Source organism: Streptomyces sp. NPDC090108 (assembly GCF_044747185.1).
Taxonomy (GTDB): domain Bacteria; phylum Actinomycetota; class Actinomycetes; order Streptomycetales; family Streptomycetaceae; genus Streptomyces.
In genome coordinates this window covers 45,274-68,779 of record NZ_JBIVDQ010000007.1, presented here as the reverse complement: position 1 = coordinate 68,779, position 23,506 = coordinate 45,274, and the positions used below count along the sequence as shown (strand labels likewise).

Sequence of the window (23,506 nt, the reverse complement as noted above, 5' to 3'; positions counted from 1 at the left end):
TGGGCCTGCCGTTGCGGCGAGCCCGGCGATCCGACCCTTCTCCGCGGCTTTCACGAACAGTGGCTGACGCTCACACGCGGCTCGGCGACGAGTGTCGTGCACTCGACCGGCCGGTTTACCGGGCGCAATGGCTTCTCGGAAATGAATGTGGCGCGATCCGGCAAGGCCGGCATTGCCGACCGGAAGTGCTGATCGTATTCTGGAACGCACACCGACATGTCGGTAGTTGATCAAGAACACCTCCGCCGGGCTCGCTGAATCCGCATCGGGCGGACTCGCGTTCTCTCGCACTCTCGACCAGAGACATGTGCATCGATGACGTCGAGCCCCACGAATTGCAGAGGCCGCCATGATCAAGCCCTATGGCCCGTACGACCACATGCCGCCCCTTCCAGGCTTCACCGTGACCTCGCAGTCCGTGACCGACGGGGCGCCACTCGCGCGCGAGCATGTGAGCGGCATCCTGGGGGCAGGTGGAGAGGATGTCTCCCCGCAGCTGAGTTGGTCGGAATTCCCCGAGGGCACGCGCAGTTTCACGGTCGCCATGTTCGACCCTGACGTGCCCACTGCCTCAGGCTTCTGGCATTGGGCTGTGGCGAACATCCCCGTCTCGGTGACCGATCTCCCTGCCGGTGCGGGAGACGGTCGCGAACTGCCAGGCCGCGCGGTGACGCTGCCGAACGACGCCGGATACAGAAGGTATCTGGGACCGGCCACACCTCCGGGAAACGGCCCGGACCGCTACTTCCTCATCGTGCACGCGGTGGATGTCGAAGAGTTGGAGGTGTCGGAGAGGACGACTCCGGCACTCATGGACTTCCTTCTCTTCACGCACGCGATCGCGCGGGCCAGCATGTTCACCACCTACGAGAGGTGAATTGCCGCTCCATAGAGATGGACAAGGTTTCTGGAATCTCGCTGAAATCTCTTTGGTGTTCAATTCCATAACCGTAGGCATGATCGCGACTTGCCGCTCACGGTGGCCGATCGTAACCTGATCGGCATGGCTATTGAGTCGACGAATCCGGCTACGGGTGAGGTCTTCGAGAGATTCGACGAACTGACGGCCGGGCAACTGGAGGAAAAACTCGCGCGCGCGGCGGCCGCCGCCGAGTCGTACCGGTCGACGAGCGTCGAGGACAGGGCCGGCTGGCTGAGGGCGGCCGCCGATCGCCTGGAGGGCGAGGCGGACACGGTGGCCGCGCTGATCGTGTCGGAGATGGGCAAAACCTTCCGGGCGGCGCAGGCCGAGGTGGCCAAGTGTGTGGCCGGGTTGCGGTTCTACGCCGAGCACGGTCCCGGGTTCCTGCAGGACGCCGAGGGTGACGGTGCGAGCGTCGGGGCGCGGAGTACGTACGTGACGTACCAGCCGATCGGTGTGGTGCTCGCGGTGATGCCCTGGAATCTGCCGCTGTGGCAGGCCATGCGGTTCGCCGCCCCCGCGCTGATGGCCGGCAACGTGGGTCTGCTCAAGCACGCCTCCAACGTGCCGCAATGCGCCCTGTACATGGAACGGCTCTTCCGTGAGGCGGGCTTCCCCGACGACGTCTTCCAGACCCTGCTGATCTCCTCGGGCACGGTGGAGCAGGTGCTGCGGGACGAGCGGGTGGCCGCGGCGACACTGACGGGCAGTGAGCCCGCCGGGCGGTCGGTCGCCGCCATCGCCGGCGACGAGATCAAGAAGGTCGTCCTGGAGCTCGGCGGATCGGACCCCTTCATCGTCATGCCGTCCGCGGACCTCGAACGATCCACGGATGTCGCGGTCACGGCACGCACGCTGAACAACGGACAGTCGTGCATCAACGGCAAACGGTTCTTCGTGCACGAGGACATCGCGGACGCGTTCGTCGAGAAGTTCGTGGCCAAAATGGGGGCGCTGGTGCTGGGCGATCCCATGGACCAGGACACGGACATCGGGCCGCTGGCGACGGAGTCCGGGCGGCAGGACGTCGAGGACTACGTCGCGGACGCCGTCGGCAAGGGGGCGACCGTGCTGGTCGGTGGCGAACGGCCGGACCGGCCGGGTTGGTACTACCCGCCCACGGTCCTGACGGACATCACACCGGAGATGAGGATGTACCACGAGGAGGTGTTCGGCCCCGTGGCGCAGGTGTTCGTCGTGGCGTCCCTGGAGGAGGCCCTGCGGGAGGCCAACGGCCATCCCTACGGGCTCGGTTCGAACCTGTGGAGCGAGGACGAGTCGGAACGCGCGACGTTCGTACGGGATGTCCAGTCCGGCATGGCCTTCATCAACGGCCACACCACCAGCTACCCGGAGATCCCCTTCGGTGGGACCAAGCGCAGCGGGTACGGCCGGGAACTGTCCGATCTCGGCATGCGCGAATTCATGAACGTCAAGACGGTCTGGATCGGCGAGTGATCAGGAGACAGGGACGCGTCCAGCACCGGTGACTGATCACCGGCACATTTCCGCGGGTGCGGAATCCGATGCGGAATCCACCGGCGCTCTACTTGAGAAGGTGAACCATGACTGCTCAAGGCGTCAACTCGGCCGGCTCGCTGAGCGGCCGTGTCGCGGTCGTCACCGGAGCTTCCAGCGGGATCGGCGAGGCCACTGCTGAACGCCTCGCGGAGATGGGCGCTCGCGTCGCGGTCCTCGCTCGCCGCTCCCAGCGGCTCGACAGTCTCGTCGGCCGGGTCGAGGAGGCCGGCGGGCAGGCCATGGCCATCGCTCTGGACGTGACCGACGCCGCGGCTGTCCAAGACGCGGCGGACCGTGTGGCGAACCATTTCGGTGACGTCGACGTTCTCGTCAACAACGCGGGCGTGATGCTCCCCGCTCCGATCGAGGAGCGTGCGGTCGATCAGTGGCAGCAGCAGGTGGACCTCAACATCACTGGACTGATGAACGTCATCGGCGCCTTCACCTCGCAGCTCGTCAAGGCTGCGCAGGAGCGCGGTGTCGCCGATCTCATCAACATGTCATCGATCGCCGCTCAGAACATCTTCCCGAACTTCGCCGTGTACTCCGGAACGAAAGCCTTCGTCACCCACCTGTCCAGACATCTGCGCGTCGAGCTCGGGCCCAAGAACGTGCGCGTGGCGGCTCTGGAGCCCGGGATCGTCGGCACCGAGCTGCAAAGCCACGTAACCGATGAAGGCACGCTGCAGTGGCTCGCTGACTCCAAGGAGGGCGGCATGGAGTGGCTCACCCCGCAGGACATCGCTGATGTCGTCGGATTCCTTGCCGCTCTTCCCCCACGCGTCAATCTCCAGCAAGTCACCATCATGCCGACAGCGCAGCCCAGCTGACTCAGACGCCGAGGCAGTGGCCCTCGCGTTCGGTGAGGCGAACCAGCCCTCGCCACGCGGGCCGGGGGAGGGCCGGCCCAGGGCGGTAAGAGCTGTCGGGCAAGGCAGGTCGGCGCGAGCCTTCTCCAGAAGTACCCCGAAAGAATGAAAAGCCCTGCTCTCTGCATCCAATTGTCTTGTACATCCGTTGACCGGGGGAGATGGCCGGTTCTGGCCGGTATGTACACCGACGCACAAGGGGAAAGTTGATGTCTCACATTGCGAAGGCGGTCGTGGTCGCCCTGGGTGCCGGCGCCGTGGTGGTGGGCGGGGCCGGCCTGGCGCTGGCCGACGCGGGTGCCCAGGGCGCCGCGGCCGGTTCGCCCGGCGTGCTGTCCGGCAACGTGATCCAGGTTCCGGTCAACATCCCGGTCAACCTGTGCGGGAACAGCGTCGACGTGATCGGCCTGCTCAACCCGGCCTTCGGCAACACCTGCGCCAACCTCGGCGAGCAGACGCCGCCCACGGCGACCCCCGGATACGACACTCCGCAGAGCTGACGTACGCAGAAGGGCTCCCGGGCCTGACGTCGACCTCGCTCACCCCCGGGCTCCTGCGTCATTGATCAGGTCCGCCGCTCGCGCCGTCCGGCTCGGCCATGGCGTCGTCGCGTCCCCCCGCCCCGTCTCCGTACCCCGGCGGGGGGACGACCCGCGCGTCGTTCAACGACCGCACACCCGTTCACCCCACACCTGTCACGCGCACGCCAACCGGCATCGGAAGAACAGGACCGGCGGCCCGGAACCCCGGTCCGCCCGGCCGCCGATCCGGCCCGTGACCATGGGGAGATCCATGAACGGCGTCACCACCCTCGACCGTCCACCGCGGACCCCGGCACCCGTCCGCTACACCGTCACCCTCGCCCGCGACGAGGACGATGTCCGCGCCGCACAGCGACTGCGGCACGAGGTCTTCGCGGGGGAGATGGGCGCCCTCCTCGCCACCCCGCATCCCGGCCTCGACATCGACCCGTTCGACGCCCACTGCGACCACCTCCTCGTCCGCGAGACGGTCACCGGCCAGGTCGTCGGCACCTATCGGCTGTTGCCCCCGGAGCGGGCCGAGGCCGCCGGACGCCTCTACTCGGAGGGCGAGTTCGACCTCGGCGCGTTCGACCCGATCCGGTCCCGGCTCGTCGAGGTCGGCCGCTCGTGCGTCCACCCCGACCACCGCGACGGCGCCGTCATCAGCCTGATCTGGGCCGGCATAGCCCGTTACATGACCGACCGCGGCCACGAGTGGCTGACCGGCTGCTGTTCCGTGCCGCTCGCCGACGGCGGCACCCTGGCCACCGCCACCTGGCACCGGGTCCGCGACAAGCACCTCGCGCCCAAGGAGTTCCGGGTACGGCCCCTGCTGCCCTGGATCCCCGGCGAACGGGTCCCCGTCGGGCACACCGCGCTCCCACCCCTGCTGCGCGGCTACCTCCGGCTCGGTGCCCGGGTGTGCGGAGAACCCGCCCACGACCCGGACTTCGGCGTCGTCGACCTCTGCGTGCTGCTGTCGATGCGCCGGGTCGACCCGCGCTATCTGCGGCACTTCCTCGCCCTCGTACCCGGCTGATGAGCGGCTGGCTGCCCACCGCGCCCTGCACCCCCGGCGCGTGTGTGGAACCGGCCGGGGCGCCGGTGGCCCTGCCCCGCGCCGTCCTGCGCGTCGCCGCGGTGACGGCCCTGCTGCTGGTGGGTATCACGCTCTGCCCGCTCGCCCGGGGGAGCGCGCGCCGGGGCGGGCGGATACCGGCCCAGTGGGTCGCGCGCTGGAGCCGGCGCGTGGTGCGGGCCGCCGGGGTCGGGACACGGATCACCGGCGCGCCCGCACCGGACGGCGGACTGCTGATCGTCGCCAACCACGTCTCGTGGCTCGACATCGCGCTGCTCGCCGCCGTACGCCCGGCCCGGATGCTCGCCAAGGCCGAGATCGGGCGCTGGCCGGTGGCCGGGGCGCTGGCCGCGCGGGGCGGCACGCTGTTCATCGAGCGCGACCGGCCGCGCGCGCTGCCCGCGGCGGTGGCGGCCGTCGCCCGCGCCCTGCGCTCCGGCGCGGCCGTCGCCGCCTTCCCCGAGGGCAGCACCTGGTGCGGGCGCGCCCACGGGCCGTTCCACCGCGCCGTGTTCCAGGCCGCGCTGGACGCCGGCGTGCCCGTGCTGCCGGTCCGGCTCCGCTACCGGCAGCACGGGGCGGGACCGAGCACCGCGGCGGCGTTCGTCGGCGAGGACACCCTCGCCGCCTCCCTGTGGCGGGTGGCTCGCACGCGTGGCCTGGTGGCCGAGGTCGACGTCCTGCCGGTGATACCGGTCGGCGCCCACCCCGACCGCCGCTCCCTCGCCCGCGCGGCCCGGCCGCTCGCCACGGAACCCGCTCGGGCCCACGCGGCCCTGGTGGCACCGCGCCCCGTCGGGGAGGGCCGGGACACGGCCGGAGCCGGATAGGCCGGCCCCGGGCATGACCGGTCCGGGACGGGTGCGCGTCCCGGACCGGTCCCCCCCGTCGATCGGATACGGCGCCCGGATCGCAGCGCGGCGGCGCGGCGTCGGCCCGGACCGTGTCGTCGGCCCGGGGCGCAACGTCGCCGCGGACCCTGCCGCCGCTTCCGGCCGCCCCATTGCCCGGTCCGCGTGCTCTGGCATACTGCCGCTGTCCGCCGACTCCCAGACCAGGGTCGAAATTGACTATGCGTCAGCAGAGTGCCACCGTCACCCCGCGGGTGCGCGGCACCGAGCGTTCCGCGGCCCGCCGCGCCGAACTCATCGCCATCGGGCGGAGGTTGTTCGCGGACACGTCCTACGACGCTCTCTCCATGGACGACATCGCACGGCAGGCGCATGTCGCCAAGGGGCTGATCTACTACTACTTCCAGTCCAAGCGCGGCTACTACCTGGCGATCATCCAGGACTCCGTCGCCGATCTCGTCACCTCCGCGGCGAGCGGCCTCGACCTGCCCTCCGTGGACCGGGTCCACCGCACGATCGACGGCTACCTCCGCTTCGCCGAGCACCACCAGGCCGCCTACCGCACCATCATCGGCGGCGGCGTCGGCTTCGACACCGAGGTGCAGGCCATCCGGGACGGGGTGCGCGAGGCGATCGTCGCGACCATTGCCGAAGGGGCGTACGGCCGCACGGACATCGCCCCGCTGGCCCGGATGGGCCTGATCGCCTGGGTGTGCAGCGTCGAGGGGGCCACCCTCGACTGGATCGCCCGCCCTGGGCTCTCCCGGGAGACCATGCGCGAGTTGCTGGTGAAGACCCTCGGAGGGGCCCTGCGCGCCATCGAGGAGCTGGACCCCGGCCACCCGGCTCCGCCGCCCGCCCGCCGCGACTGACGGCGCCCCGCCCGCCCAGCCCGCCGAACGCTCCATCGCAGCCCAGCCCGGCCGGCCCGCCGTACGCTCCACCGCGGCCCCGGCCACCCCTCCGGGCCTGCTCGCCGCGTCCGCGACGGCGGCCGCCCCCGCTCCGCCGCGGGCCCTGTTCCCGGGCGCCCGGACGGCGTCGGCTGGAATCTTCGAGTGAGCGGTCGTTAACTGGTGACGTGAGGTCCCCCATCGGGCATACTCACCGCACAGAGCCGCTGGTCAGCAGCTTCCGCGATCCGGAAGCCGGACCCTTAGGCGGAACCGGAACGATCAGGCGGAGCCGCCCGACCAAGGCGTGTGCCCGCCGACGCCCGAACAGGGAGGAGAGCGACGCCATGTCCGACCGCGACCCGCAGCCGGTGGAGCGTCAACTGCCCACGGAAGAGGCGAGGGATCTGCTCGCACTCGTCCGTGAGATCGCACAGCGCGAGATAGCGCCGAAGGCGGCCGAGGAGGAGGACGCCGGACGCTTCCCGCGCGAGGTCTTCACCCTGCTCTCGGAGTCGGGCCTGCTGGGCCTGCCGTACGACGCCGAGTACGGCGGCGGCGAGCAGCCCTACGAGGTCTATCTCCAGGTGCTGGAGGAACTCGCCGCGGCCCGCCTCACCGTCGGCCTCGGGGTCAGCGTGCACACGCTCGCCTCCTACGCGCTCGCCACGCACGGCACCAAGCAGCAGCAGGTCGAGCACCTGCCCGCCATGCTCGGCGGCGGTCTGCTCGGCGCCTACTGCCTCTCCGAACCCTCCTCCGGCTCGGACGCGGCCTCCCTGCGCACCAAGGCCGTCCGGGACGGCGGCCACTGGGTGCTCAGCGGCACGAAGGCCTGGATCACGCACGGCGGCATCGCCGACTTCTACACCGTGATGGCCCGCACCGGCGAGGACGGCCCGCGCGGGATCACCGCCTTCCTGGTCCCCGGCGACGCCGAGGGCCTGAGCAGCGCGGCCCCCGAGAAGAAGATGGGGATGAAGGGCAGCCCGACCGCCCAGGTCCACTTCGACGAGGTGCGCGTCGCCGACGAGCGGCGCATCGGCGAGGAGGGGCAGGGATTCTCCATCGCGCTGTCCGCCCTCGACTCCGGCCGGCTCGGCATCGCCGCGTGCGCGATCGGCGTGGCCCAGGCGGCGCTGGACGAGGCGGTCCGCTACGCCACCGAGCGCCGCCAGTTCGGCCACCCGATCGCCGACTTCCAGGGCCTGCGCTTCATGATCGCCGACATGGCCACCCAGATCGAGGCGGGCCGGGCGCTCTACCTCGCCGCCGCCCGGCTCCGTGACGCGGGCCTGCCGTTCTCCAAGCAGGCCGCCATGGCCAAGCTGCACTGCACCGACACGGCCATGCGGGTCACCACGGACGCCGTGCAGATCCTCGGCGGCTACGGCTACACCGCCGACTTCCCCGCCGAGCGCTACATGCGCGAGGCGAAGGTGCTCCAGATCGTCGAGGGCACGAACCAGATCCAGCGGATGGTCATCGCCCGTCACGTGGCGGGACCGGAGGGTCGCTGAACTGTCCCCTGAGGACCGTCGGGGCCGCCAGCCTGATCCACTCCGGGTCGTGGCGGCCCGGCAGGGTGCGGCCCCGGTCGGCCCAGGCACGCATCAGTTCGCGGTAGATGGGCGGGTCCTGCGGCGGCGGAACCGATTCTGCGGGCCGGGGTACGAAGATGCGGCGCTGACGCCCGGGGGCCGTGTACGTGGGGGTCATGCCTGCGCAACGCCTGTCCGGCCGCGCAGGTCACCGCCCGGTGGAATCGAGCGTGAGTCCACGTGCGTCCGCTTCCGTGTCCCACCGCCCGCGGGGACGGCAGGTCCGCCGTCGGCGACGCCGCCTGAGAGTCGGCGGGACGGGCCGGAGCGGGAGCGGCCCGGCCGCTCCCGGATGTGCCGTGTGCCGGCGGTGCGCCCGGGCGGAGCCGGGCGGTCGTCCGGGGAGGGTCAGGCGGCGGCCTGGCCGCGCATCACCGGTACGCGCATCGGGCGCGAGCCCGGGCCGCCGACGTGCGAGAAGGGCTGCGTACGCCAGTCCAGGCCCTGGGGGAGCGTCAGCAGCAGCGCGGTGTCCTGCTCCTGCGGGGTGAAGGACTCGTCCGCGGGACGGGCCTCGGCGGCCGTGCGGCCGGTGCCCGGGCAGACCGTGAGCCCGAACGGGTTCCACGGCGACGCGCACAGCGCGTGCTCAGGCAGGGCCTCCTCGTCCGTCAGCAGCGCGATGGGCTGCGCGCAGTCCGGGCAGATCACCCGGTACATCTCGAAGGTGTCGTAGGCGTCGTCGCCGTCGAGCCCGTCCGCCTCGTAGGCGTCGGGTTCGACGCCCTCCGGCTCGGGTTCGACGACCGACTGGGGCCGCTTGGACACGGAACGACCAGGGCGCTTGACACTCTGCATGGGATTCTCCCCCTAAGGCTGGGCCGTGAAGGCACTGCGGCCTCGACCACAGCAAGCACTTCCCGTCCGGTCTCCGCGGTAACCACGAGAGCATCACGGAGCGCGTCCGGATGATGTGGCGTTCGTCACATGCCCTGCGCAGGTGCCCGGTGCGCCGGATTTTGTCCACCCTCCTGTGCGATGGAATCCAGAGGCCGCGGAGAGGCCGGAGGCGGGCGGGAGCGGCGGGCACGCCGCGCGGGGGAGGCCGGAGAGCCGGACGGAGGTGCCCGCGGGGCCGATGACCTGCGTCGCTCGGGTACCCGAGGGGATCGGGGGCCCTGTAGGTTTTGGCGGCATGGAGGAGCTGGACCGACAAATCGTGCAGCTGCTCGTCACCGACGGGCGGATGAGCTACACAGACCTGGGCAAGGCCACCGGCCTGTCCACCTCGGCCGTGCACCAGCGGGTGCGCCGGCTCGAACAGCGGGGTGTCATCCGCGGCTACGCCGCGGTCGTGGACCCGGAGGCCGTCGGGCTGCCGCTCACCGCCTTCATCTCGGTGAAACCCTTCGACCCCAGCGCCCCCGACGACATCGCGGAGCGGCTCGCCGACGTCCCCGAGATCGAGGCCTGCCACAGCGTCGCCGGTGACGAGAACTACATCCTCAAGGTGCGGGTCGCCACGCCGCACGAACTGGAGGAACTGCTCGCCCGGCTGCGGACCCTGGCCGGGGTGTCCACCAGGACCACGGTCGTGCTGTCCACGCCGTACGAGGCCCGCCCGCCGAGGATCTGAACCGGGCCGCCCGCCGATGATCTGAACCGGGCCGCCCCGGCCCGCCCGCCGTCACCCGCGCGCGGGCCGGGGCGCACGCCCCGGTGCCCGGTGCTCCCCTGGAGCGCGAGAGACTGTGGGGCATGAGTGAGCAGTCCGCCGACCCCAAGACCGTCCTCCTGCGCCGAGGAGAGGTCCACAGCCCCGCCGATCCCTTCGCCACCGCGATGGTGGTGGAGCGCGGCCAGGTCGCCTGGGTCGGCTCCGAGGGAGCCGCGGACGCCTTCGCCGACGGCGTGGACGAGGTGGTCGACCTCGACGGCGCCCTGGTCACCCCGGCCTTCACCGACGCCCATGTGCACACCACCGCGACGGGCCTCGCGCTGACCGGACTCGACCTGTCCGGCGCGCCCTCCCTGGAGGCGGCCCTCGCCCTCGTCCGCGACTTCGCCGCGGCCCGCCCTGACGACCGGGTCCTGCTGGGGCACGGCTGGGACGCCGCACGCTGGCCCGGAGGCCGCCCGCCGGCCCGCGCGGAACTCGACGCGGCCACCGGCGGCCGCCCCCTGTACCTGTCCCGCGTCGACGTCCATTCCGCGGTCGTCACCACCGCCCTGCTGGACCTGGTCCGCGAGGACCTGCCCCGGGGCGACGCGCCGCTCACCGGCGACGCCCACCACGCCGTGCGCCGGACCGCGCTCGCCGCCGTCACCCCGGCCCAGCGCGCCGAGGCCCAGCGCGCCGCCCTCACCCGCGCCGCCTCCCTCGGCATCGGATCCGTGCACGAGTGCGGCGGACCGCAGATCTCCTCCGAGGACGACTTCACCGGCCTGCTCCGGATCGCCGCCGGGCACCCCGGACCGCGCGTCGTGGGCTACTGGGCGGAGCAGGGCGACGCGGGCGTGGAGAGGGCCCTGGCGCTCGGCGCGGCCGGCGCCGCCGGTGACCTCTTCGCCGACGGGGCCCTCGGCTCGCACACCGCCTGCCTGCACCGGCCGTACACCGACGCCGCGCACACCGGCACCGCGTACCTGGACGCCGACGCGATCGCAGCCCATGTCGTCGCCTGCACCGAGGCGGGCATCCAGGCGGGGTTCCACGCCATCGGCGACGCCGCCGTGACAGCCGTCGTGGACGGCGTGCGCGCCGCCGCCGAGAAGACCGGCCTCGCGCGGGTCCGTGCTGCCCGGCACCGCGTCGAGCACGCCGAGATGCTCACCCCCGCGACCGTCGCCGCCTTCGCCGAGCTGGGCCTGATCGCCTCCGTGCAGCCCGCCTTCGACGCGCTGTGGGGCGGCGAGGACGGCATGTACGCCGACCGGCTCGGCGCCGAACGGGCCCGCACCCTCAACCCCTTCGCCGCCCTGCTGCGCGCCGGCGTGCCCCTGGCCTTCGGCTCGGACAGCCCGGTCACCCCGCTCGACCCCTGGGGCACCGTGCGCGCCGCCGCCTTCCACCGCACGCCGGAGCACCGGGTGTCGGTGCGCGCCGCGTTCACCGCGCACACGCGCGGCGGCTGGCGCGCCATCGGCCGTGACGACGCGGGCGTCCTGGTGCCCGGTGCGCCCGCCGACTACGCCGTCTGGCGCACCGAGGAGCTCGTCGTCCAGGCCCCCGACGACCGGGTCGCCCGGTGGTCCACCGACCCCCGCTCGGGCACGCCCGGTCTGCCGGATCTGACCCCGGGCCGCGAGCTGCCGGTCTGTCTGCGCACGGTGGTCGGCGGACGGACGGTGTTCGTACGGCCGGGCGAGTGATCTCCGGAGCCGGCCGGGAGCGGCCCGTCGGGCGCCGCAGTGTCGCCCGACCTGCGCATCCTCCGCACCCGCCGCTACAGGTCCGGTGTTCGGCCAGGTCAGAGGGCTGTTGACAGCCGACGGCAGGGGGCCGGTAGGTTCGTTCGAGTCCACCACCGGACGCCCGACCGGGGAACGTTCGCGCACTCGTCGCAGCCGCCGCTGGGTCAGGGACGGTGTGCCGCCGCACAGGCGCACCGTCACTGGGAGCCAGGCTCAGCGCCCGCGCCGACGAGGGAACGTTCCGGCCGGTCGGCTGGGTGTGACCCGGGTGGGGCCCGGACGCTCAGTAGACAACGGCTTCAGGTCGACCCGCAGCCGGCGGGTCCCAGGTCGGCCCGAAGGGCGCCGGGCCCCCATCCGCCGCGCGGACACCGTGCCCGGACAGGCCTGAACGGGCATTCTTACCCCGCTCTTGGGGAATCGACACCACCTCGCGCACGTGCCGTCACGTCCCCCGAGGACATGGCCACTATGGTGGACGCCTGCGCACGACATGAAGGGGCAGCAGTGAACGACGGCGACGGGACCCTCGCGGCCAAGGCCCAGGGCAGACAGTTCGGCCCGCTCGGCACGACCTTGGTGATCATCCCGACCTACAACGAGGCCGAGAACATCAAGAGCATCGTCGGCCGGGTGCGCCGCGCGGTCCCCGACGCGCACGTGCTGGTCGCGGACGACAACAGCCCCGACGGCACCGGCAAGCTCGCCGACGAACTCGCCGCCGCGGACGACCACGTCCAGGTGCTGCACCGCAAGGGCAAGGAGGGCCTCGGCGCCGCCTACCTCGCGGGCTTCCGCTGGGGCATGGAGCACGGCTACGGCGTCCTGGTCGAGATGGACGCGGACGGCTCCCACCAGCCCGAGGAGCTGCCCCGCCTGCTGACCGCCCTCAAGGGTGCCGACCTCGTGCTCGGATCCCGCTGGGTGCCCGGCGGCCGGGTGGTGAACTGGCCCAAGTCCCGCGAGTTCATCTCCCGCGGCGGCAGCCTCTACTCCCGCCTCGCCCTGGACCTGCCGCTGCGCGACATCACCGGTGGCTACCGCGCCTTCCGCCGCGAGACCCTGGAGGGGCTGGGCCTGGAAGAGGTCGCCTCGCAGGGCTACTGCTTCCAGGTCGACCTGGCCCGGCGCGCGGTCAAGTCCGGCCACCACGTCGTCGAGGTCCCCATCACCTTCGTCGAGCGCGAGCTCGGCGACTCCAAGATGAGCAAGGACATCCTCGTGGAGGCGCTGTGGCGGGTCACCGCCTGGGGCGTCGGCGAACGTGTCGGCAGGATCAAGGGCAGGACCGGCGGCCGGGCCAAGGCCGCCCGCCCCTGACCCGCGCGGAATGCGCTGATCGACCCCTTATCCCGCGCTGAGCCACGCCCAGGCACACTGGGAGCATGACGACTGGCGTTCCCACCTCCGCGCAGACCGACCGGCCCCGGCGATCCCGGCTGCGCAGGTATCTGCCGCTGGGTGTCGCCGCCTGGGTGGCGCTGGAGATATGGCTGCTCGTCCTGGTCGCCGACGCGGCGGGCGGCCTCGCCGTGTTCCTGCTGCTGGTGGCGGGCCTCGTCGCCGGTTCGGTGGTCATCAAGCGCGCCGGCCGGCGGGCCTTCCAGAGCTTGAACGAGACGCTGCGCAGCGGCGGCGTCCCGTCCCCGGGCGGCAGCGGCGCGGGCGGGAACGGCCTGACGATGCTCGCCGGCCTGCTGCTGATGATCCCCGGCCTGGTCTCCGACGCCGCAGGTCTGCTCCTGCTGCTTGCCCCGGTGCAGAAGGCCGTGGGCCGTCTCACCCAGCGCGCCCTGGACAGGAGGCTCGGCCGCTCCGCGCCGGGAAGCCTCGGGGACGCCTTCCAGCAGGCCCGTATGCACCGCCCGGACGGCAAGGTGGTGCAGGGCGAGGTCATCAGGGACGACCGGAGCGGACAGGGCGGCGCCTCTCGGGAGCAGCGCCCTCCGCTGACCGGCTGAACCACTCGCCCACGTCGGCCCGCCCAAGCGCCCGCCCAGGCCGGGCGGGCCCGCTCGTGGGCATGCGCGGCCGGGCCCCGGACGCAACAGGACCGCGGGCGCCCCCCCACCCGGGGGTGTGGGGGGCCCGCGGGGCGGGGTTTCCCGCGGGGCGGCCCCGGGGGCCGGCTGGCGGGCCGGGCCCGGGCACCAAACGGGCCGGCGGGCGCCCGACACCCGGTGGTGGGGGGGCGCCCGCGGTCCTGTCTTACGCGCTGCGCTCCGCAGGGTCCCTGGGGACCTAAGCGGACTTGCGGCTGTCCCGGGGGTGTACCGCGATGTTCATCGCTCCCGAACGCAGAACCGCCAGGCGCTCCTCGAGGACCTCTTCGAGTTCCTCGCGGGTGCGCCGCTCCATCAGCATGTCCCAGTGGGTACGCGCGGGCTTGGCCTTCTTCTCTTCCGGGCCGTCGCCGTCCACGAGGAGTGCCGGGGCCCCGCAGACCTTGCACTCCCACTCCGGCGGAATTTCCGCCTCGACCGAGAAGGGCATCTCGAAACGATGCCCCTTCTCGCATGCGTACTCCACGGCCTGGCGCGGAGCCAGGTCGATGCCGCGGTCCGTCTCGTAGCTGGTCACTACGAGGCGCGTACCGCGAAGAGCTCGCTCACTCATGAATCGTGCCTCCCGGGCTTGTCGCCCACAGGACAGGTGTCGCTGTCGTCGTCATCCGGTCAACGTCCGGTCGGCGGTAAAGATTCCCGTTGTGGGTCATGCGTCGCCGTCGTAGCCGCCCCTTGTTCTACCCACAGGCGCCCGGTTTGTCACATCTGCTAGCAGATGTCACCCGGCGTTTCGCCATCTTTGACGCGCAGTAACGGTACGCCTGGCAGGCCAAACGCGTACACTACCGCCCTTTCGTGTTGAACGCTAAATCCTCTCCGGAACCGGATTCCCCGCCTCGGCTATCGCACGCCGGACCGGGACCCGGGCGAGCAGGACGAAGCCGACCACGAAGAAGACCACCAGCGAGATGATCGCGGAGCGGTAGCTTCCGGTCAGCTGGTAGGTGACCCCGAACAGCAGCGGTCCGAGCCAGCTCATCCCGCGGTCGCTCATCTCGTACGCCGAGAAGTACTCGGCCTCCTTGCCCGGCGGCACCAGGTGCGAGAACAGCGACCTGGACAGGGCCTGGCTGCCGCCGAGGACCAGGCCGATCCCGGCGGCCAGCACGAAGAACCACACCGGGACCCCGGCGGGCAGGAAGTACCCGGCCCCCAGGGTGACCGTCCACGCCACCAGCGAGCCGAGGATCGTGCGCCGGGCGCCGTACGTCCGCGCCAGCCGCCCCATCGCCAGCGCCCCGGCGACGGCCAGCACCTGCACCAGCAGCACCGCGCCGATCAGCGTCGACTGGCCGAGTCCGAGCTCCTCGGAGCCGTAGACCGAGGCCTGGGAGATCACCGTCTGGATGCCGTCGTTGTAGATCAGGTACGCGAGCAGGAAGGCGAGGGTCAGCGGATAGCGGCGCATGTCCCGGACGGTCGCCGCCAGCTGCCTGAGGCCCGGCGCCACGGTGCCCTCCCCGGAGGCGGGGCGGTCGCGCAGCCGCCGCAGCGGCACCAGCGTGAAGGCGCCCCACCACAGTCCGGCCGACGCCAGGCAGATCCGGACGGCCGCCGTCTGCGAGAGCCCGAAGGAGTCGTGCGCCGAGTACAGCACCAGGTTCGCGACGAGCACGAGGGAGCCGGCCGCGTAGCCGAAGGCCCAGCCGCGCGAGGAGACCGCGTCGCGCTCCTCCGGCCCGGCGATCTGCGGCAGGTAGGAGTTGTACAGCATCATCCCCACGGACTGCGCGGCGTTGGCCACGACGAGCAGCGCCCCGCCGAGCAGGTACCGGTCGCCGTCCAGGAAGAACATGCCCGTCGTCGCCGCGGCGCCGGTGTAGGCGGCTGCGGCGAGCAGCGGCTTCTTGCGGCCCGTACGGTCGGCCGCGCCGCCCGCCAGGGGCATCACCACGACCGCGACGATCACCGACAGGGACACCGTGTACGCGAAGAAGGAACCCGCGCGGACCGGGACGCCGAGCGGATGGACGTAGCCGCCGGCGTCGGCGGCGTGCCGGGCGACCGCGGTCAGATACGGACCGAGGAACACGGTCAGCACGGTCGTCGAGTAGACCGAGCACGCCCAGTCGTAGAAGTACCAGCCGCGCTGTTCGCGCCGCCGCACCGCGGCCTCGTCGGCCACCTCCGCCCGGACGGTCCCCGTCTCCACCCCGCGCCCTCGCTTTTCCGCCGCAGTGCCGCGCCGGGCCGGGGCACGCGGTCCGCGGGCCTTCAGGCCCAGACGCCGCGGTCCTCCATGACCTCGCGCAACGTGTCGATGTGATCGGTCATGATGCCATCGACGCCCAGGTCCAGGAGGCGGTGCATCCGATCCGCCTCGTTGACCGTCCACACGTGCACCTGGAGCCCGCGCGCGTGGGCCGCGCGGACGAAGCGGCGGTCGACCACGTGGACGCCCGACTGCGCCTCGGGCACCTGCGCGGCGACGGCGGACCGGCGCACGGCGGCCGGCAGCCCCCACGAGCGCAGCCGCAGCCCGACCACCCCGCGCGTACCGAAGGACGTGGCCAGGCGCGGGCCGCCCAGCCGCTGTGCCCGCAGCACCCGTGCCTCCGAGAACGAGCCCACGCAGACCCGGTCCCAGGCGTCCCTGTCCTCGATCAGCTCCAGCAGGGGCCGCAGGGCGGGCTCCGCCTTGATGTCGACGTTCCAGCGCGCGCCGGGGAAGGTGTCCAGGAGCTCCTCGAAGAGCGGCACGGGTTCCAGGCCGCCCACGCGCGCCCGGCGGACCTCCTCCCACGGCAGCTCGGCGATCCGGCCGGCCCCGTCGGTGACCCGGTCCAGCGTCGCGTCGTGGAAGGCGACCAGCCTGCCGTCCGCCGTCGCGTGCACGTCGGTCTCCATGTACCGGTAGCCCGCCTCCACCGCGCGCCGGAACTGCGCCACGGTGTTCTCCAGCCCGTCGGCTGCGCCGCCCCGGTGGGCGAACGGGATCGGGCCGGGGTGGTCGAGATACGGGTGGCGGAGGGGAGGCGTCACGGTGGTCACTGTCGAAGTATCACCCTTTCGGGTGCACCCCCGGCAACGACCGTGCTGCCCTTGGACGTCGTCCGGACGGCGAACACCCGGAGGAACAGCTGCGCCAGCGGTCCGATGCACAGCGCGTAGAGCAGGGTGCCGGCGCCGATGCTGCCGCCCAGGGCGAATCCGCTTGCCACGACGAGGAGTTCGAGGGTCGTGCGGATCAGCCGGATCGAGCGGCCGGTGCGCCGGTGCAGCCCCGTCATCAGCCCGTCGCGGGGGCCCGGACCGAAGTCGGCCGCGATGTAGAGGCCGGTCGCCGCGCCGTTCAGCACGATGCCGGCCACCAGCAGCGGGATCCGCACGGCGAGGCTGTGCACCTGGGGGAGCACGGCGAGCATGCCGTCCAGGGCGAGGCCGATGACGAAGACGTTGGAGACCGTCCCGAGCCCCGGCCGCTGCCGCAGCGGGATCCACAGCAGCAGCACCGCGGCGCCGACGATGATCAGGACCGTGCCGATGCTCAGGCCGGTGAGCTTCGCGAGTCCCTGGTGCAGCACGTTCCAGGGCTCCAGGCCCAGGTCCGCCTCGACGAGCAGCGCGGAACTCACGCCGTAGAGCGTGAGACCGGCGTACAGCTGGAACAACCGTCGTCCGAGACGGCTGGGAGTGGACACGGTGTACCCCCTGGGTGGTGACAGTGGACTGACTCGTGACACTCTGTGGCTCGGTACGAAACGGCATCCATGGCCAATTCGAGGAAGGTGGACTGATCTTCGTGGCACATTGGACCTCGGCGGTGGGCCCCGCGCAGCTCGCCCGGCTCCTCAACTCCCAGCAGGAGCGGCCCGCGGGCCCCGGTACCCGCCGTCCGCCCGCCTACCGTGCCCTCGCCGACGGCATCCGGCTCCTCGTCCTCGAAGGACGCGTCCCCGTGGCCGCCCGGCTGCCCGCCGAGCGCGAGCTGGCACTCGCCCTCTCCGTCAGCCGCACCACCGTCGCCGCCGCCTACGAGGCGCTGCGTTCCGAGGGCTTCCTGGAGTCACGGCGCGGAGCGGGGAGCTGGACGGCCGTCCCGGCCGGCAACCCGCTGCCCGCGCGCGGCCTCGAACCCCTTCCGCCCGAGTCGCTCGGCTCGGTGATCGACCTCGGTTGCGCCTCCCTCACCGCCCCCGAGCCGTGGCTCACCCGGGCCGTGCAGGGCGCGCTGGAGGAACTGCCGCCGTACGCCCACACCCACGGCGACTACCCGGCCGGACTGCCCACCCTGCGCGCGATGATCGCCGAGCGCTACACCGCCCGCGGGATCCCCACCATGCCGGAACAGATCATGGTGACGACCGGGGCCATGGGCGCCATCGACGCGATCTGCCATCTCTTCGCGGGCCGCGGCGAACGCATCGCCGTCGAGTCCCCGTCCTACGCCAACATCCTCCAGCTGATGCGGGAGGCCGGCGCGCGGCTCGTCCCCGTCGCGATGGCCGAGGGCCTCTCGGGCTGGGACCTGGACCGCTGGCGCCAGGTCCTGCGCGAGGCCGCGCCCCGGCTCGCCTACGTCGTCGCCGACTTCCACAACCCGACCGGCGCGCTGGCCGACGAGGACCAGCGGCGCCGACTGGTGGACGCGGCCCGCTCCGCCGGGACCGTCCTCGTCGCCGACGAGACGATGAGCGAGCTGTGGCTCGACGACGGCTTCGCGCGGGGCGGCATGCCCCGCCCGGTGTGCGGCTTCGACCCGGCCGGCTCGACCGTCATCACCGTCGGCTCGGCGAGCAAGGCGTTCTGGGCGGGTATGCGCATCGGCTGGGTGCGCGCCGCTCCGGACGTCATCCGCAGCCTGGTCTCCGCGCGGGCCTACGCCGACCTCGGCACCCCCGTCGTCGAGCAGCTGGCCGTGAACTGGCTGTTCGCCACCGGCGGCTGGGAGCAGGCCGTGGAGCTGCGCCGCGCCCAGGCCCGGGAGAACCGCGACGCGCTGGTGGCCGCGGTGCGGCGTGAGCTGCCCGACTGGGAGTTCGAGGTTCCCGGCGGCGGGCTGACCCTGTGGGTCCGCGCGGGCGGCCTCTCCGGGTCCCGGATCGCGGAGGCGGGCGAACGGGTGGGCGTCCGGGTCCCGTCGGGTCCGCGCTTCGGCGTCGACGGCGCCTTCGAGGGGTACCTGCGCCTCCCGTTCACCGTCGGGGGAGCGGTCGCGCAGGAGGCCGCGGCCCGGCTGGCGGCGGCGGCCCGCCTGGTGGAGACGGGGGCGACGGGCGCCGCGGAGGCGCCGCGCACGTTCGTCGCGTAGGCCCCCGGCGCCCGCACTCGCCGGGCCCGCGTCCGCGGTGCCCGGCCGGTGAGGGGCGGTCATGGCGAAGGGGCCCGCCTTCACACAGGCGCGGGCCCCTTCGTCCGTGGTCCTTCAGGCGGTCTCGGCGGCCACGGCCTTCGCTGTCACCGGAGCCACCACCGTGACCGTCTCGACGGCCTCGGCCGACCCGGCGGACCCGGCGGCCACGGCCTCCATGACTCCCACGGTCTCCGTGACCTCCACAGTCTCCGTGAGCTCCAAGGCCACCGTGACCTCGTCGGACTCCGTGGTCGCCGTGGTCGCCGTGGTCTCCGCGGGCTCCCGGGCCTCCGGGGCCTTCACCATGTCGACGGGCCCGGCGGTCCTGGCCGCGTGCCCCGTCAGGGCCGCTGCCTCGTCCGCGGGGGTCGTCCTCGCCGGCAGCAGCGCCAGCACCGCCTGCCGGTCGGCGTCGCCGGTGGCGTCGTCGTACGGGTCGGGTGTGGACGGCACCTGCAGCCGGTGCACCGGTCCGGAGCCCAGCCGGGCGTAGCCGCGGCCCACGGGGACCTGGGCCGGCGGACTGGAGTGCGGAGCCATGCCCAGCACGGCCTCGACCTGCTGAGGCACCGCGGGTCCGAGCACCACACGCGCCCGGGTGTGCTGCCGCACCGCCTCGCTCAGCGTCTCGGCGCCGTCGAACTGCTCCGCCACCACCACGGTGACGTTCGCCGCGCGGCCGTGCCGGAGGGGGACCTGCAGCAGGGCCTGCGGGTCGGTGCGGTGGTCGGCCTCGGCGAGGTGGGTGAAGACCGTGGGACGGTCCAGGAGGATCCACAGCGGTCGCCTGGTGTCCTCCGGAGGGGCGTCGCCCGCCTGCCGGGCCCGGTTGACGGAGACGAGCCGCCGCTCGGTCTCGTGCGCGGCCCACTCCAGGCTCGTCACCGCCCCGGCCGGGGCGCACTCCACGCCCAGTACGCCGTCGCGGCCGGTCAGGCACGCGTACTCGCCGGTGCCGCCGCCGTCGACGATCAGGACATCGCCGTGCTGGAGCGCCTGGAGGGCGATCGACCGCAGCAGCGTGGAGGTGCCGCTGCCCGGCTGGCCGAGGACCAGCAGGTGCGGTTCGGTGGAGCGGGCGCCGGTACGCCAGACGACCGGCGGGACGTCGCGCCGCTCCGTCCCGTAGGAGAGGGGGAGCGTGCGCTGGACCTCACTGGGATCGGTGAAGCCGAGGACGGTCTCGCCCGGCGCGGTGACGAAGCGCTGGGCCGCGATGTCGGTGGGAAGCGGGGCGAGGGCGGTCACCGTGAGCTGGTTGCCCTCCTCCTCCCACGCGAAGTGGTACTCGCGGCCGCGCCCGGCCTTGGCGGTGAGCAACTGCTCCACGCGCGTGCGGGCCTCGGGGTCGCCGTCGGGGAAATAGGCGGGGTAGCGGATCACGGCGTGACCGACGTGCCCCGTGTCGTCGAACTCGTGGGAGGCGAAGACCTTCTCCCACTCGCCGCCGTGCGCGTACAGCGGCGCGGGGTCGTCGGCGATGGCGAAGCAGGGCACCAGGGCCTCGTACAGGGACTGGAGCCGCTTGGTCTGCGACTCGTCGGGGCCCTGCGGTGCCGGCGGGGTGCGGTCACGGCCCTGCCAGGCCGCCGCCGCCATCACGGAGATGGCGGCCAGCAGGGGTCCGTACGGCATGAGCACCACCACCAGGACCACGGAGGCCGCCAGGAACATCAGCGGCCCACGCTTGTCCTTGGGTGTCTCGGCCCACTTGCGCCGCCCGGCCGTGGCCAGCCGGCGCAGTCCGCGCGAGATGGTGATCAGCGGGTGGAGGACGTCGGTGGCGCTGTCCGCCGCCGTCCGGGCCAACTCCCGGCTCCGGGCGATCTGCGTCCGGGCGATCTGCGCGCTGTCCTTGCTCAGAATGCGGGGGAGAGGCCGGGCCACTGCTGTCTCCTGTTGGTGCGTGCGGGCGGGACGGGGGTCAGAACTTGATGCCGCCGAGGAGGCTCGCCAGACTCTCGCCGCCTGCCTTGATGCTGGGGGCGATGGCCGTGCTGGCGAGGTAGAAGCCGAAGAGAGCCGAGATGCAGGCGTGGGAGCCCTTGAGTCCGTCCTTGCGGAAGAAAAGAAAGACGATGATTCCGAGCAGGACGACGCCGGACATGGAGAGGATCATTTGAGGCCTCCTGGTGTCGAGGGGGGACAGTCACCGTGAGTACTTCCAGGATCACAGGATGTATCCATACGATAAAAGGTGCAAGTAGGTGAATTTCGGCGTTTTCCTCCCCGGTGCGAGGTCGCCGGCGGGCCGGTGGAGCGGAGGGGGGAGCGGCTTCCCGTGCCCGGCCCGGCGTGCAGTGATCTTCACCTCGGGCACATCCGGTCATGCGAGGCACGAGCCAGTACCCTTGCGATTCACCTGAACGGTTGTAGCGAGAGGCGGTCCGGCCGATGAGTGAAGCCCCCGACCCCGAGGTCGTGGAGCTGGCGACCAAGATCTTCGATCTGGCCCGGCAGGGGCGGACCGAGGCGCTCGTGGCGTACGTCGACGCGGGTGTGCCGGCCGGCCTCACCAACGACCGCGGTGACTGCCTGGTGATGCTCGCCGCCTACCACGGCCACGCCGGGACCGTCCGCGAGCTGCTCGCCCGCGGCGCCGGGCCCGACCAGATCAACGACCGTGGCCAGACCCCGCTCGCCGGCGCCGTGTTCAAGGGCGAGACCGAGGTGATCAAGGCCCTCCTGGAGGGCGGCGCCGATCCCGCCGCGGGCACCCCGTCGGCCGTGGACACGGCGCGCATGTTCGGCAGGACGGAACTCCTGGAACTGTTCGGCGCACGCTGATCCGGCGTTCCGGAACGGGAACCGACCGGGCACCGGCCAGGTGCCCCAGGCAAAACGGGGGAGGCGGTAAAGAGCCGCCGGAAATACGGTCGCGGCAGCACAAACCGCGGGTCATCATGACGACGTGATTCACGGACGCGATGGCTGGGCAGGTGTTGCCGCACCGCGCGGGCCGTGACGCGGTCCGCATGGGCCACCGACGAGAGGCAGAGAGAGATGGTCTACAGCAAGCAAGAGACGGCGGGCGCCCCGACGTTGTGTCACGCGGCCAGGTAGTGCGTGTTCTCCGGTTGCGTCGACGCTTGATGTGAGGCTGTTTCCTATGTTCGATCCGGTCATAGCGCCCAGCGGTACGCTGCTCGGGCTGCTCCAGCGCGGTCGCGGCGACGGCACGCTGCACGCGCTCACCGCGCCGCGCGCCGAAGCGCTCGCGGCACTGGACCACTGCGTGCTCCACGACCCCCGCCACGACTGGCAGGTCGAGAACCGCTCCCTCTACTACGCCCGGCTCTACCTCGACCTCAACGGCGAGCTGGACGCCATCGAGGCACACCTCTTCGACGCCGCGGACATCCTCGACGCCGAGGAGTCCCGCACCGGCCTCGCCCTGGCCGTCCTCGGGCACCTCGCCTCCTACGGCAGGCTCGACGCGCTCGCGCTGCTGCGCCGGTACGCCGCCCACGGCTCCAACTGGGCGTGGGCCCTGGACGAGCTGGCGCTGCGGGACGACGACGCGGGCCTGCGCGCCCTCGCGGCCCCCGTCCTCGCCCGGTTCTCCGCCGATCCGCAGGGCGAGGCCGAGCTGGCCGCCGCCGTGCGCGACGCCTTCGAGCCGCGGCCCTGGCGCCTGTGGGCCGAGGACGCCCGCGAATCGGTCGCCACGCGCGTGCGTGCCGCCCAGGAGACCGGTTCCTTCGACCGCTGGCAGCGGCAGATGCGGCCCTCCGGACCGCGCCCCGGCTGGAGCGTCGGCGCCGTCTTCGAATGGGCCCAGCAGGGCATCGACCGCGGTGCCGCCCTGCACGTCCCGGCCGCCCGGTGCCTGGCCGCCGTGGCCGGTCCCGAGGACCGCCCGGAGATCCTGCGCGCCGCGCGCGGCGGCACCGAGGGCGCCCGCTGCACCGCCCTGCGCTACCTCGCCGACGCGGGGGATCCCGACGCTCTCGGGCTGATCGAGAGCGCGGTCGGCGACGGGTCCGCCCCCGTGGTCGAGGCCGCCGTCGACGCCTTCGAGCGGATGCGGTCCGTCGGCGCCGTGGACCGCGCCCGCGCCTGGGCCCAGCGCCCCGACGCGCTCGGTGCCGCCGCCGCGCGCATGCTGGCCTGCCGCGGCGGAGCCAAGGACAGCGACCTCGTCCTCGGCGCCCTGCGCGAGGCCGTACGCGGTGACGGCCCCGACGCGGCGACCCTGTGGACCCTCGTCGACGGCGCCGGCCGCCTCGGCATCGTCTGCGCCGCCCCCGTACTGCGCCACATCTACCGCGAGACGGCCTCCTCCCACCTCCGCGGCCGCGCCGCCCGCGCCCTCGCCGCCACCGATCCGTCCTTCGCCGCCGGCTTCGCCGTCGAGTGCCTGTGGGACTGCGAGGAGACCACGCGCGAACTCGCCGCGCGGCACGCCGAGACCGGTGACGCCCGCGTCGTCGAGCGGCTCCGCCGCCTCGCGGCGGACCCGGCCGAGGAGGACGAGGTGCAGACGGCGGTCCGCAGCCGCTTCGGGCCGGACGCCCAAGCCCTGTGACCCCGG

The 23,506-nt window shown here is 72.7% G+C and carries 22 protein-coding genes; 15 read left to right on the top strand and 7 right to left on the bottom strand.

The features are described 5' to 3' along the window. The first annotated feature begins 349 nt into the window (after positions 1 to 349). From ACIPRD_RS24315 to ACIPRD_RS24280, 8 genes are all read left to right on the top strand, one after another. Positions 350 to 877: a YbhB/YbcL family Raf kinase inhibitor-like protein gene (locus ACIPRD_RS24315; protein WP_401565909.1), complete on the top strand. Its 528-nt coding sequence runs from the start codon at positions 350 to 352 to the stop codon at positions 875 to 877. A gap of 126 nt (positions 878 to 1,003) precedes the next feature. Further along, the gene (locus tag ACIPRD_RS24310; protein ID WP_401565908.1) at positions 1,004 to 2,380 is read left to right on the top strand and encodes an NADP-dependent succinic semialdehyde dehydrogenase; all 1,377 of its coding nucleotides are present in this window, start codon (positions 1,004 to 1,006) and stop codon (positions 2,378 to 2,380) included. A 107-nt stretch (positions 2,381 to 2,487) separates the two neighbouring features. Further along, positions 2,488 to 3,273, top strand: coding sequence for an SDR family oxidoreductase (locus tag ACIPRD_RS24305; protein WP_401565906.1), 786 nt, complete (start codon positions 2,488 to 2,490; stop codon positions 3,271 to 3,273). Between the two features lie 248 nt (positions 3,274 to 3,521). Continuing rightward, a complete protein-coding gene (locus ACIPRD_RS24300; RefSeq protein WP_401565903.1) occupies positions 3,522 to 3,812 on the top strand; it encodes a chaplin in 291 nt (96 codons plus the stop codon). Positions 3,813 to 4,104: 292 nt separating this feature from the next. Beyond that, positions 4,105 to 4,875, top strand: a complete 771-nt coding sequence (locus ACIPRD_RS24295) for a GNAT family N-acetyltransferase (RefSeq protein WP_401565900.1) — start codon at positions 4,105 to 4,107, stop codon at positions 4,873 to 4,875. Continuing rightward, positions 4,875 to 5,744 (top strand): lysophospholipid acyltransferase family protein, encoded by an 870-nt coding sequence (locus ACIPRD_RS24290; protein ID WP_401565897.1) that lies wholly within the window; start codon positions 4,875 to 4,877, stop codon positions 5,742 to 5,744. Before ACIPRD_RS24295 ends, ACIPRD_RS24290 begins: the two co-directional genes overlap by 1 nt. Positions 5,745 to 5,986: 242 nt before the next feature. Continuing rightward, positions 5,987 to 6,637 carry a TetR/AcrR family transcriptional regulator gene (locus tag ACIPRD_RS24285; protein WP_401565895.1) on the top strand — a complete coding sequence of 217 codons (651 nt, stop codon included), beginning with the start codon at positions 5,987 to 5,989 and terminating at the stop codon, positions 6,635 to 6,637. 368 nt (positions 6,638 to 7,005) lie between these two features. After that, positions 7,006 to 8,178, top strand: a complete 1,173-nt coding sequence (locus ACIPRD_RS24280) for an acyl-CoA dehydrogenase family protein (protein ID WP_356400522.1) — start codon at positions 7,006 to 7,008, stop codon at positions 8,176 to 8,178. Positions 8,179 to 8,607: 429 nt separating this feature from the next. Here ACIPRD_RS24280 and ACIPRD_RS24275 read toward each other — a convergent pair whose 3' ends face one another. Then, positions 8,608 to 9,057, bottom strand: a complete 450-nt coding sequence (locus ACIPRD_RS24275; protein ID WP_401565891.1) for a hypothetical protein — start codon at positions 9,055 to 9,057, stop codon at positions 8,608 to 8,610. A gap of 337 nt (positions 9,058 to 9,394) precedes the next feature. On the opposite strand from ACIPRD_RS24275, the gene ACIPRD_RS24270 reads away from it, so the two are divergent. The 4 genes from ACIPRD_RS24270 (at position 9,395) to fxsA (ending at position 13,574) form a co-directional block, all read left to right on the top strand. Next, complete coding sequence (locus tag ACIPRD_RS24270; RefSeq protein WP_356400525.1) at positions 9,395 to 9,835, top strand: Lrp/AsnC family transcriptional regulator; 441 nt, start codon at positions 9,395 to 9,397, stop codon at positions 9,833 to 9,835. Between the two features lie 122 nt (positions 9,836 to 9,957). After that, positions 9,958 to 11,571 carry an amidohydrolase gene (locus ACIPRD_RS24265; protein WP_356400527.1) on the top strand — a complete coding sequence of 538 codons (1,614 nt, stop codon included), beginning with the start codon at positions 9,958 to 9,960 and terminating at the stop codon, positions 11,569 to 11,571. A 549-nt stretch (positions 11,572 to 12,120) separates the two neighbouring features. Further along, positions 12,121 to 12,933 carry a polyprenol monophosphomannose synthase gene (locus ACIPRD_RS24260; protein ID WP_356400529.1) on the top strand — a complete coding sequence of 271 codons (813 nt, stop codon included), beginning with the start codon at positions 12,121 to 12,123 and terminating at the stop codon, positions 12,931 to 12,933. 65 nt (positions 12,934 to 12,998) lie between these two features. Further along, on the top strand, positions 12,999 to 13,574 hold the full coding sequence (gene fxsA, locus ACIPRD_RS24255) for an FxsA family membrane protein (protein WP_356400531.1): 576 nt from the start codon (positions 12,999 to 13,001) through the stop codon (positions 13,572 to 13,574). A gap of 280 nt (positions 13,575 to 13,854) precedes the next feature. Here the strand turns inward: fxsA and ACIPRD_RS24250 are convergent, their stop codons facing one another. The 4 genes from ACIPRD_RS24250 to ACIPRD_RS24235 form a co-directional block, all read right to left on the bottom strand. Next, positions 13,855 to 14,229, bottom strand: a complete 375-nt coding sequence (locus ACIPRD_RS24250; protein WP_009187548.1) for an RNA polymerase-binding protein RbpA — start codon at positions 14,227 to 14,229, stop codon at positions 13,855 to 13,857. Positions 14,230 to 14,484: 255 nt separating this feature from the next. Beyond that, complete coding sequence (locus tag ACIPRD_RS24245) at positions 14,485 to 15,831, bottom strand: MFS transporter (protein ID WP_401565890.1); 1,347 nt, start codon at positions 15,829 to 15,831, stop codon at positions 14,485 to 14,487. Positions 15,832 to 15,893: 62 nt separating this feature from the next. Beyond that, entirely contained in the window at positions 15,894 to 16,661 is a 768-nt protein-coding gene (locus ACIPRD_RS24240) for a glycerophosphodiester phosphodiesterase (RefSeq protein ID WP_356411134.1), read from the bottom strand. Between the two features lie 5 nt (positions 16,662 to 16,666). After that, on the bottom strand, positions 16,667 to 17,320 hold the full coding sequence (locus tag ACIPRD_RS24235) for a hypothetical protein (protein ID WP_356411131.1): 654 nt from the start codon (positions 17,318 to 17,320) through the stop codon (positions 16,667 to 16,669). A gap of 101 nt (positions 17,321 to 17,421) precedes the next feature. Between ACIPRD_RS24235 and ACIPRD_RS24230 the strand changes: the two genes are divergently transcribed. Continuing rightward, positions 17,422 to 18,930 carry a PLP-dependent aminotransferase family protein gene (locus ACIPRD_RS24230; protein WP_356411128.1) on the top strand — a complete coding sequence of 503 codons (1,509 nt, stop codon included), beginning with the start codon at positions 17,422 to 17,424 and terminating at the stop codon, positions 18,928 to 18,930. Between the two features lie 114 nt (positions 18,931 to 19,044). Here ACIPRD_RS24230 and ACIPRD_RS24225 read toward each other — a convergent pair whose 3' ends face one another. Continuing rightward, positions 19,045 to 20,859, bottom strand: coding sequence for a hypothetical protein (locus tag ACIPRD_RS24225; protein WP_401565886.1), 1,815 nt, complete (start codon positions 20,857 to 20,859; stop codon positions 19,045 to 19,047). Positions 20,860 to 20,896: 37 nt separating this feature from the next. Beyond that, positions 20,897 to 21,091 (bottom strand): hypothetical protein, encoded by a 195-nt coding sequence (locus ACIPRD_RS24220; protein ID WP_100825097.1) that lies wholly within the window; start codon positions 21,089 to 21,091, stop codon positions 20,897 to 20,899. A gap of 275 nt (positions 21,092 to 21,366) precedes the next feature. On the opposite strand from ACIPRD_RS24220, the gene ACIPRD_RS24215 reads away from it, so the two are divergent. Next, positions 21,367 to 21,759: an ankyrin repeat domain-containing protein gene (locus tag ACIPRD_RS24215; protein ID WP_401565882.1), complete on the top strand. Its 393-nt coding sequence runs from the start codon at positions 21,367 to 21,369 to the stop codon at positions 21,757 to 21,759. 322 nt (positions 21,760 to 22,081) lie between these two features. Then, entirely contained in the window at positions 22,082 to 23,500 is a 1,419-nt protein-coding gene (locus ACIPRD_RS24210) for a HEAT repeat domain-containing protein (RefSeq protein WP_356411119.1), read from the top strand. Positions 23,501 to 23,506: the final 6 nt, after the last annotated feature.

What these genes read in the sequence shown, in the direction of transcription:
- ACIPRD_RS24315 (WP_401565909.1), top strand. Translation starts at nt 350, where the DNA reads ATGATCAAGCCCTATGGCCCGTACGACCACATGCCGCCCCTTCCAGGC.
- ACIPRD_RS24310 (WP_401565908.1), top strand. Translation starts at nt 1,004, where the DNA reads ATGGCTATTGAGTCGACGAATCCGGCTACGGGTGAGGTCTTCGAGAGA.
- ACIPRD_RS24305 (WP_401565906.1), top strand. Translation starts at nt 2,488, where the DNA reads ATGACTGCTCAAGGCGTCAACTCGGCCGGCTCGCTGAGCGGCCGTGTC.
- ACIPRD_RS24300 (WP_401565903.1), top strand. Translation starts at nt 3,522, where the DNA reads ATGTCTCACATTGCGAAGGCGGTCGTGGTCGCCCTGGGTGCCGGCGCC.
- ACIPRD_RS24295 (WP_401565900.1), top strand. Translation starts at nt 4,105, where the DNA reads ATGAACGGCGTCACCACCCTCGACCGTCCACCGCGGACCCCGGCACCC.
- ACIPRD_RS24290 (WP_401565897.1), top strand. Translation starts at nt 4,875, where the DNA reads ATGAGCGGCTGGCTGCCCACCGCGCCCTGCACCCCCGGCGCGTGTGTG.
- ACIPRD_RS24285 (WP_401565895.1), top strand. Translation starts at nt 5,987, where the DNA reads ATGCGTCAGCAGAGTGCCACCGTCACCCCGCGGGTGCGCGGCACCGAG.
- ACIPRD_RS24280 (WP_356400522.1), top strand. Translation starts at nt 7,006, where the DNA reads ATGTCCGACCGCGACCCGCAGCCGGTGGAGCGTCAACTGCCCACGGAA.
- ACIPRD_RS24275 (WP_401565891.1), bottom strand. Translation starts at nt 9,057, where the DNA reads ATGCAGAGTGTCAAGCGCCCTGGTCGTTCCGTGTCCAAGCGGCCCCAG.
- ACIPRD_RS24270 (WP_356400525.1), top strand. Translation starts at nt 9,395, where the DNA reads ATGGAGGAGCTGGACCGACAAATCGTGCAGCTGCTCGTCACCGACGGG.
- ACIPRD_RS24265 (WP_356400527.1), top strand. Translation starts at nt 9,958, where the DNA reads ATGAGTGAGCAGTCCGCCGACCCCAAGACCGTCCTCCTGCGCCGAGGA.
- fxsA (WP_356400531.1), top strand. Translation starts at nt 12,999, where the DNA reads ATGACGACTGGCGTTCCCACCTCCGCGCAGACCGACCGGCCCCGGCGA.
- ACIPRD_RS24250 (WP_009187548.1), bottom strand. Translation starts at nt 14,229, where the DNA reads ATGAGTGAGCGAGCTCTTCGCGGTACGCGCCTCGTAGTGACCAGCTAC.
- ACIPRD_RS24220 (WP_100825097.1), bottom strand. Translation starts at nt 21,091, where the DNA reads ATGATCCTCTCCATGTCCGGCGTCGTCCTGCTCGGAATCATCGTCTTT.
- ACIPRD_RS24215 (WP_401565882.1), top strand. Translation starts at nt 21,367, where the DNA reads ATGAGTGAAGCCCCCGACCCCGAGGTCGTGGAGCTGGCGACCAAGATC.
- ACIPRD_RS24210 (WP_356411119.1), top strand. Translation starts at nt 22,082, where the DNA reads ATGTTCGATCCGGTCATAGCGCCCAGCGGTACGCTGCTCGGGCTGCTC.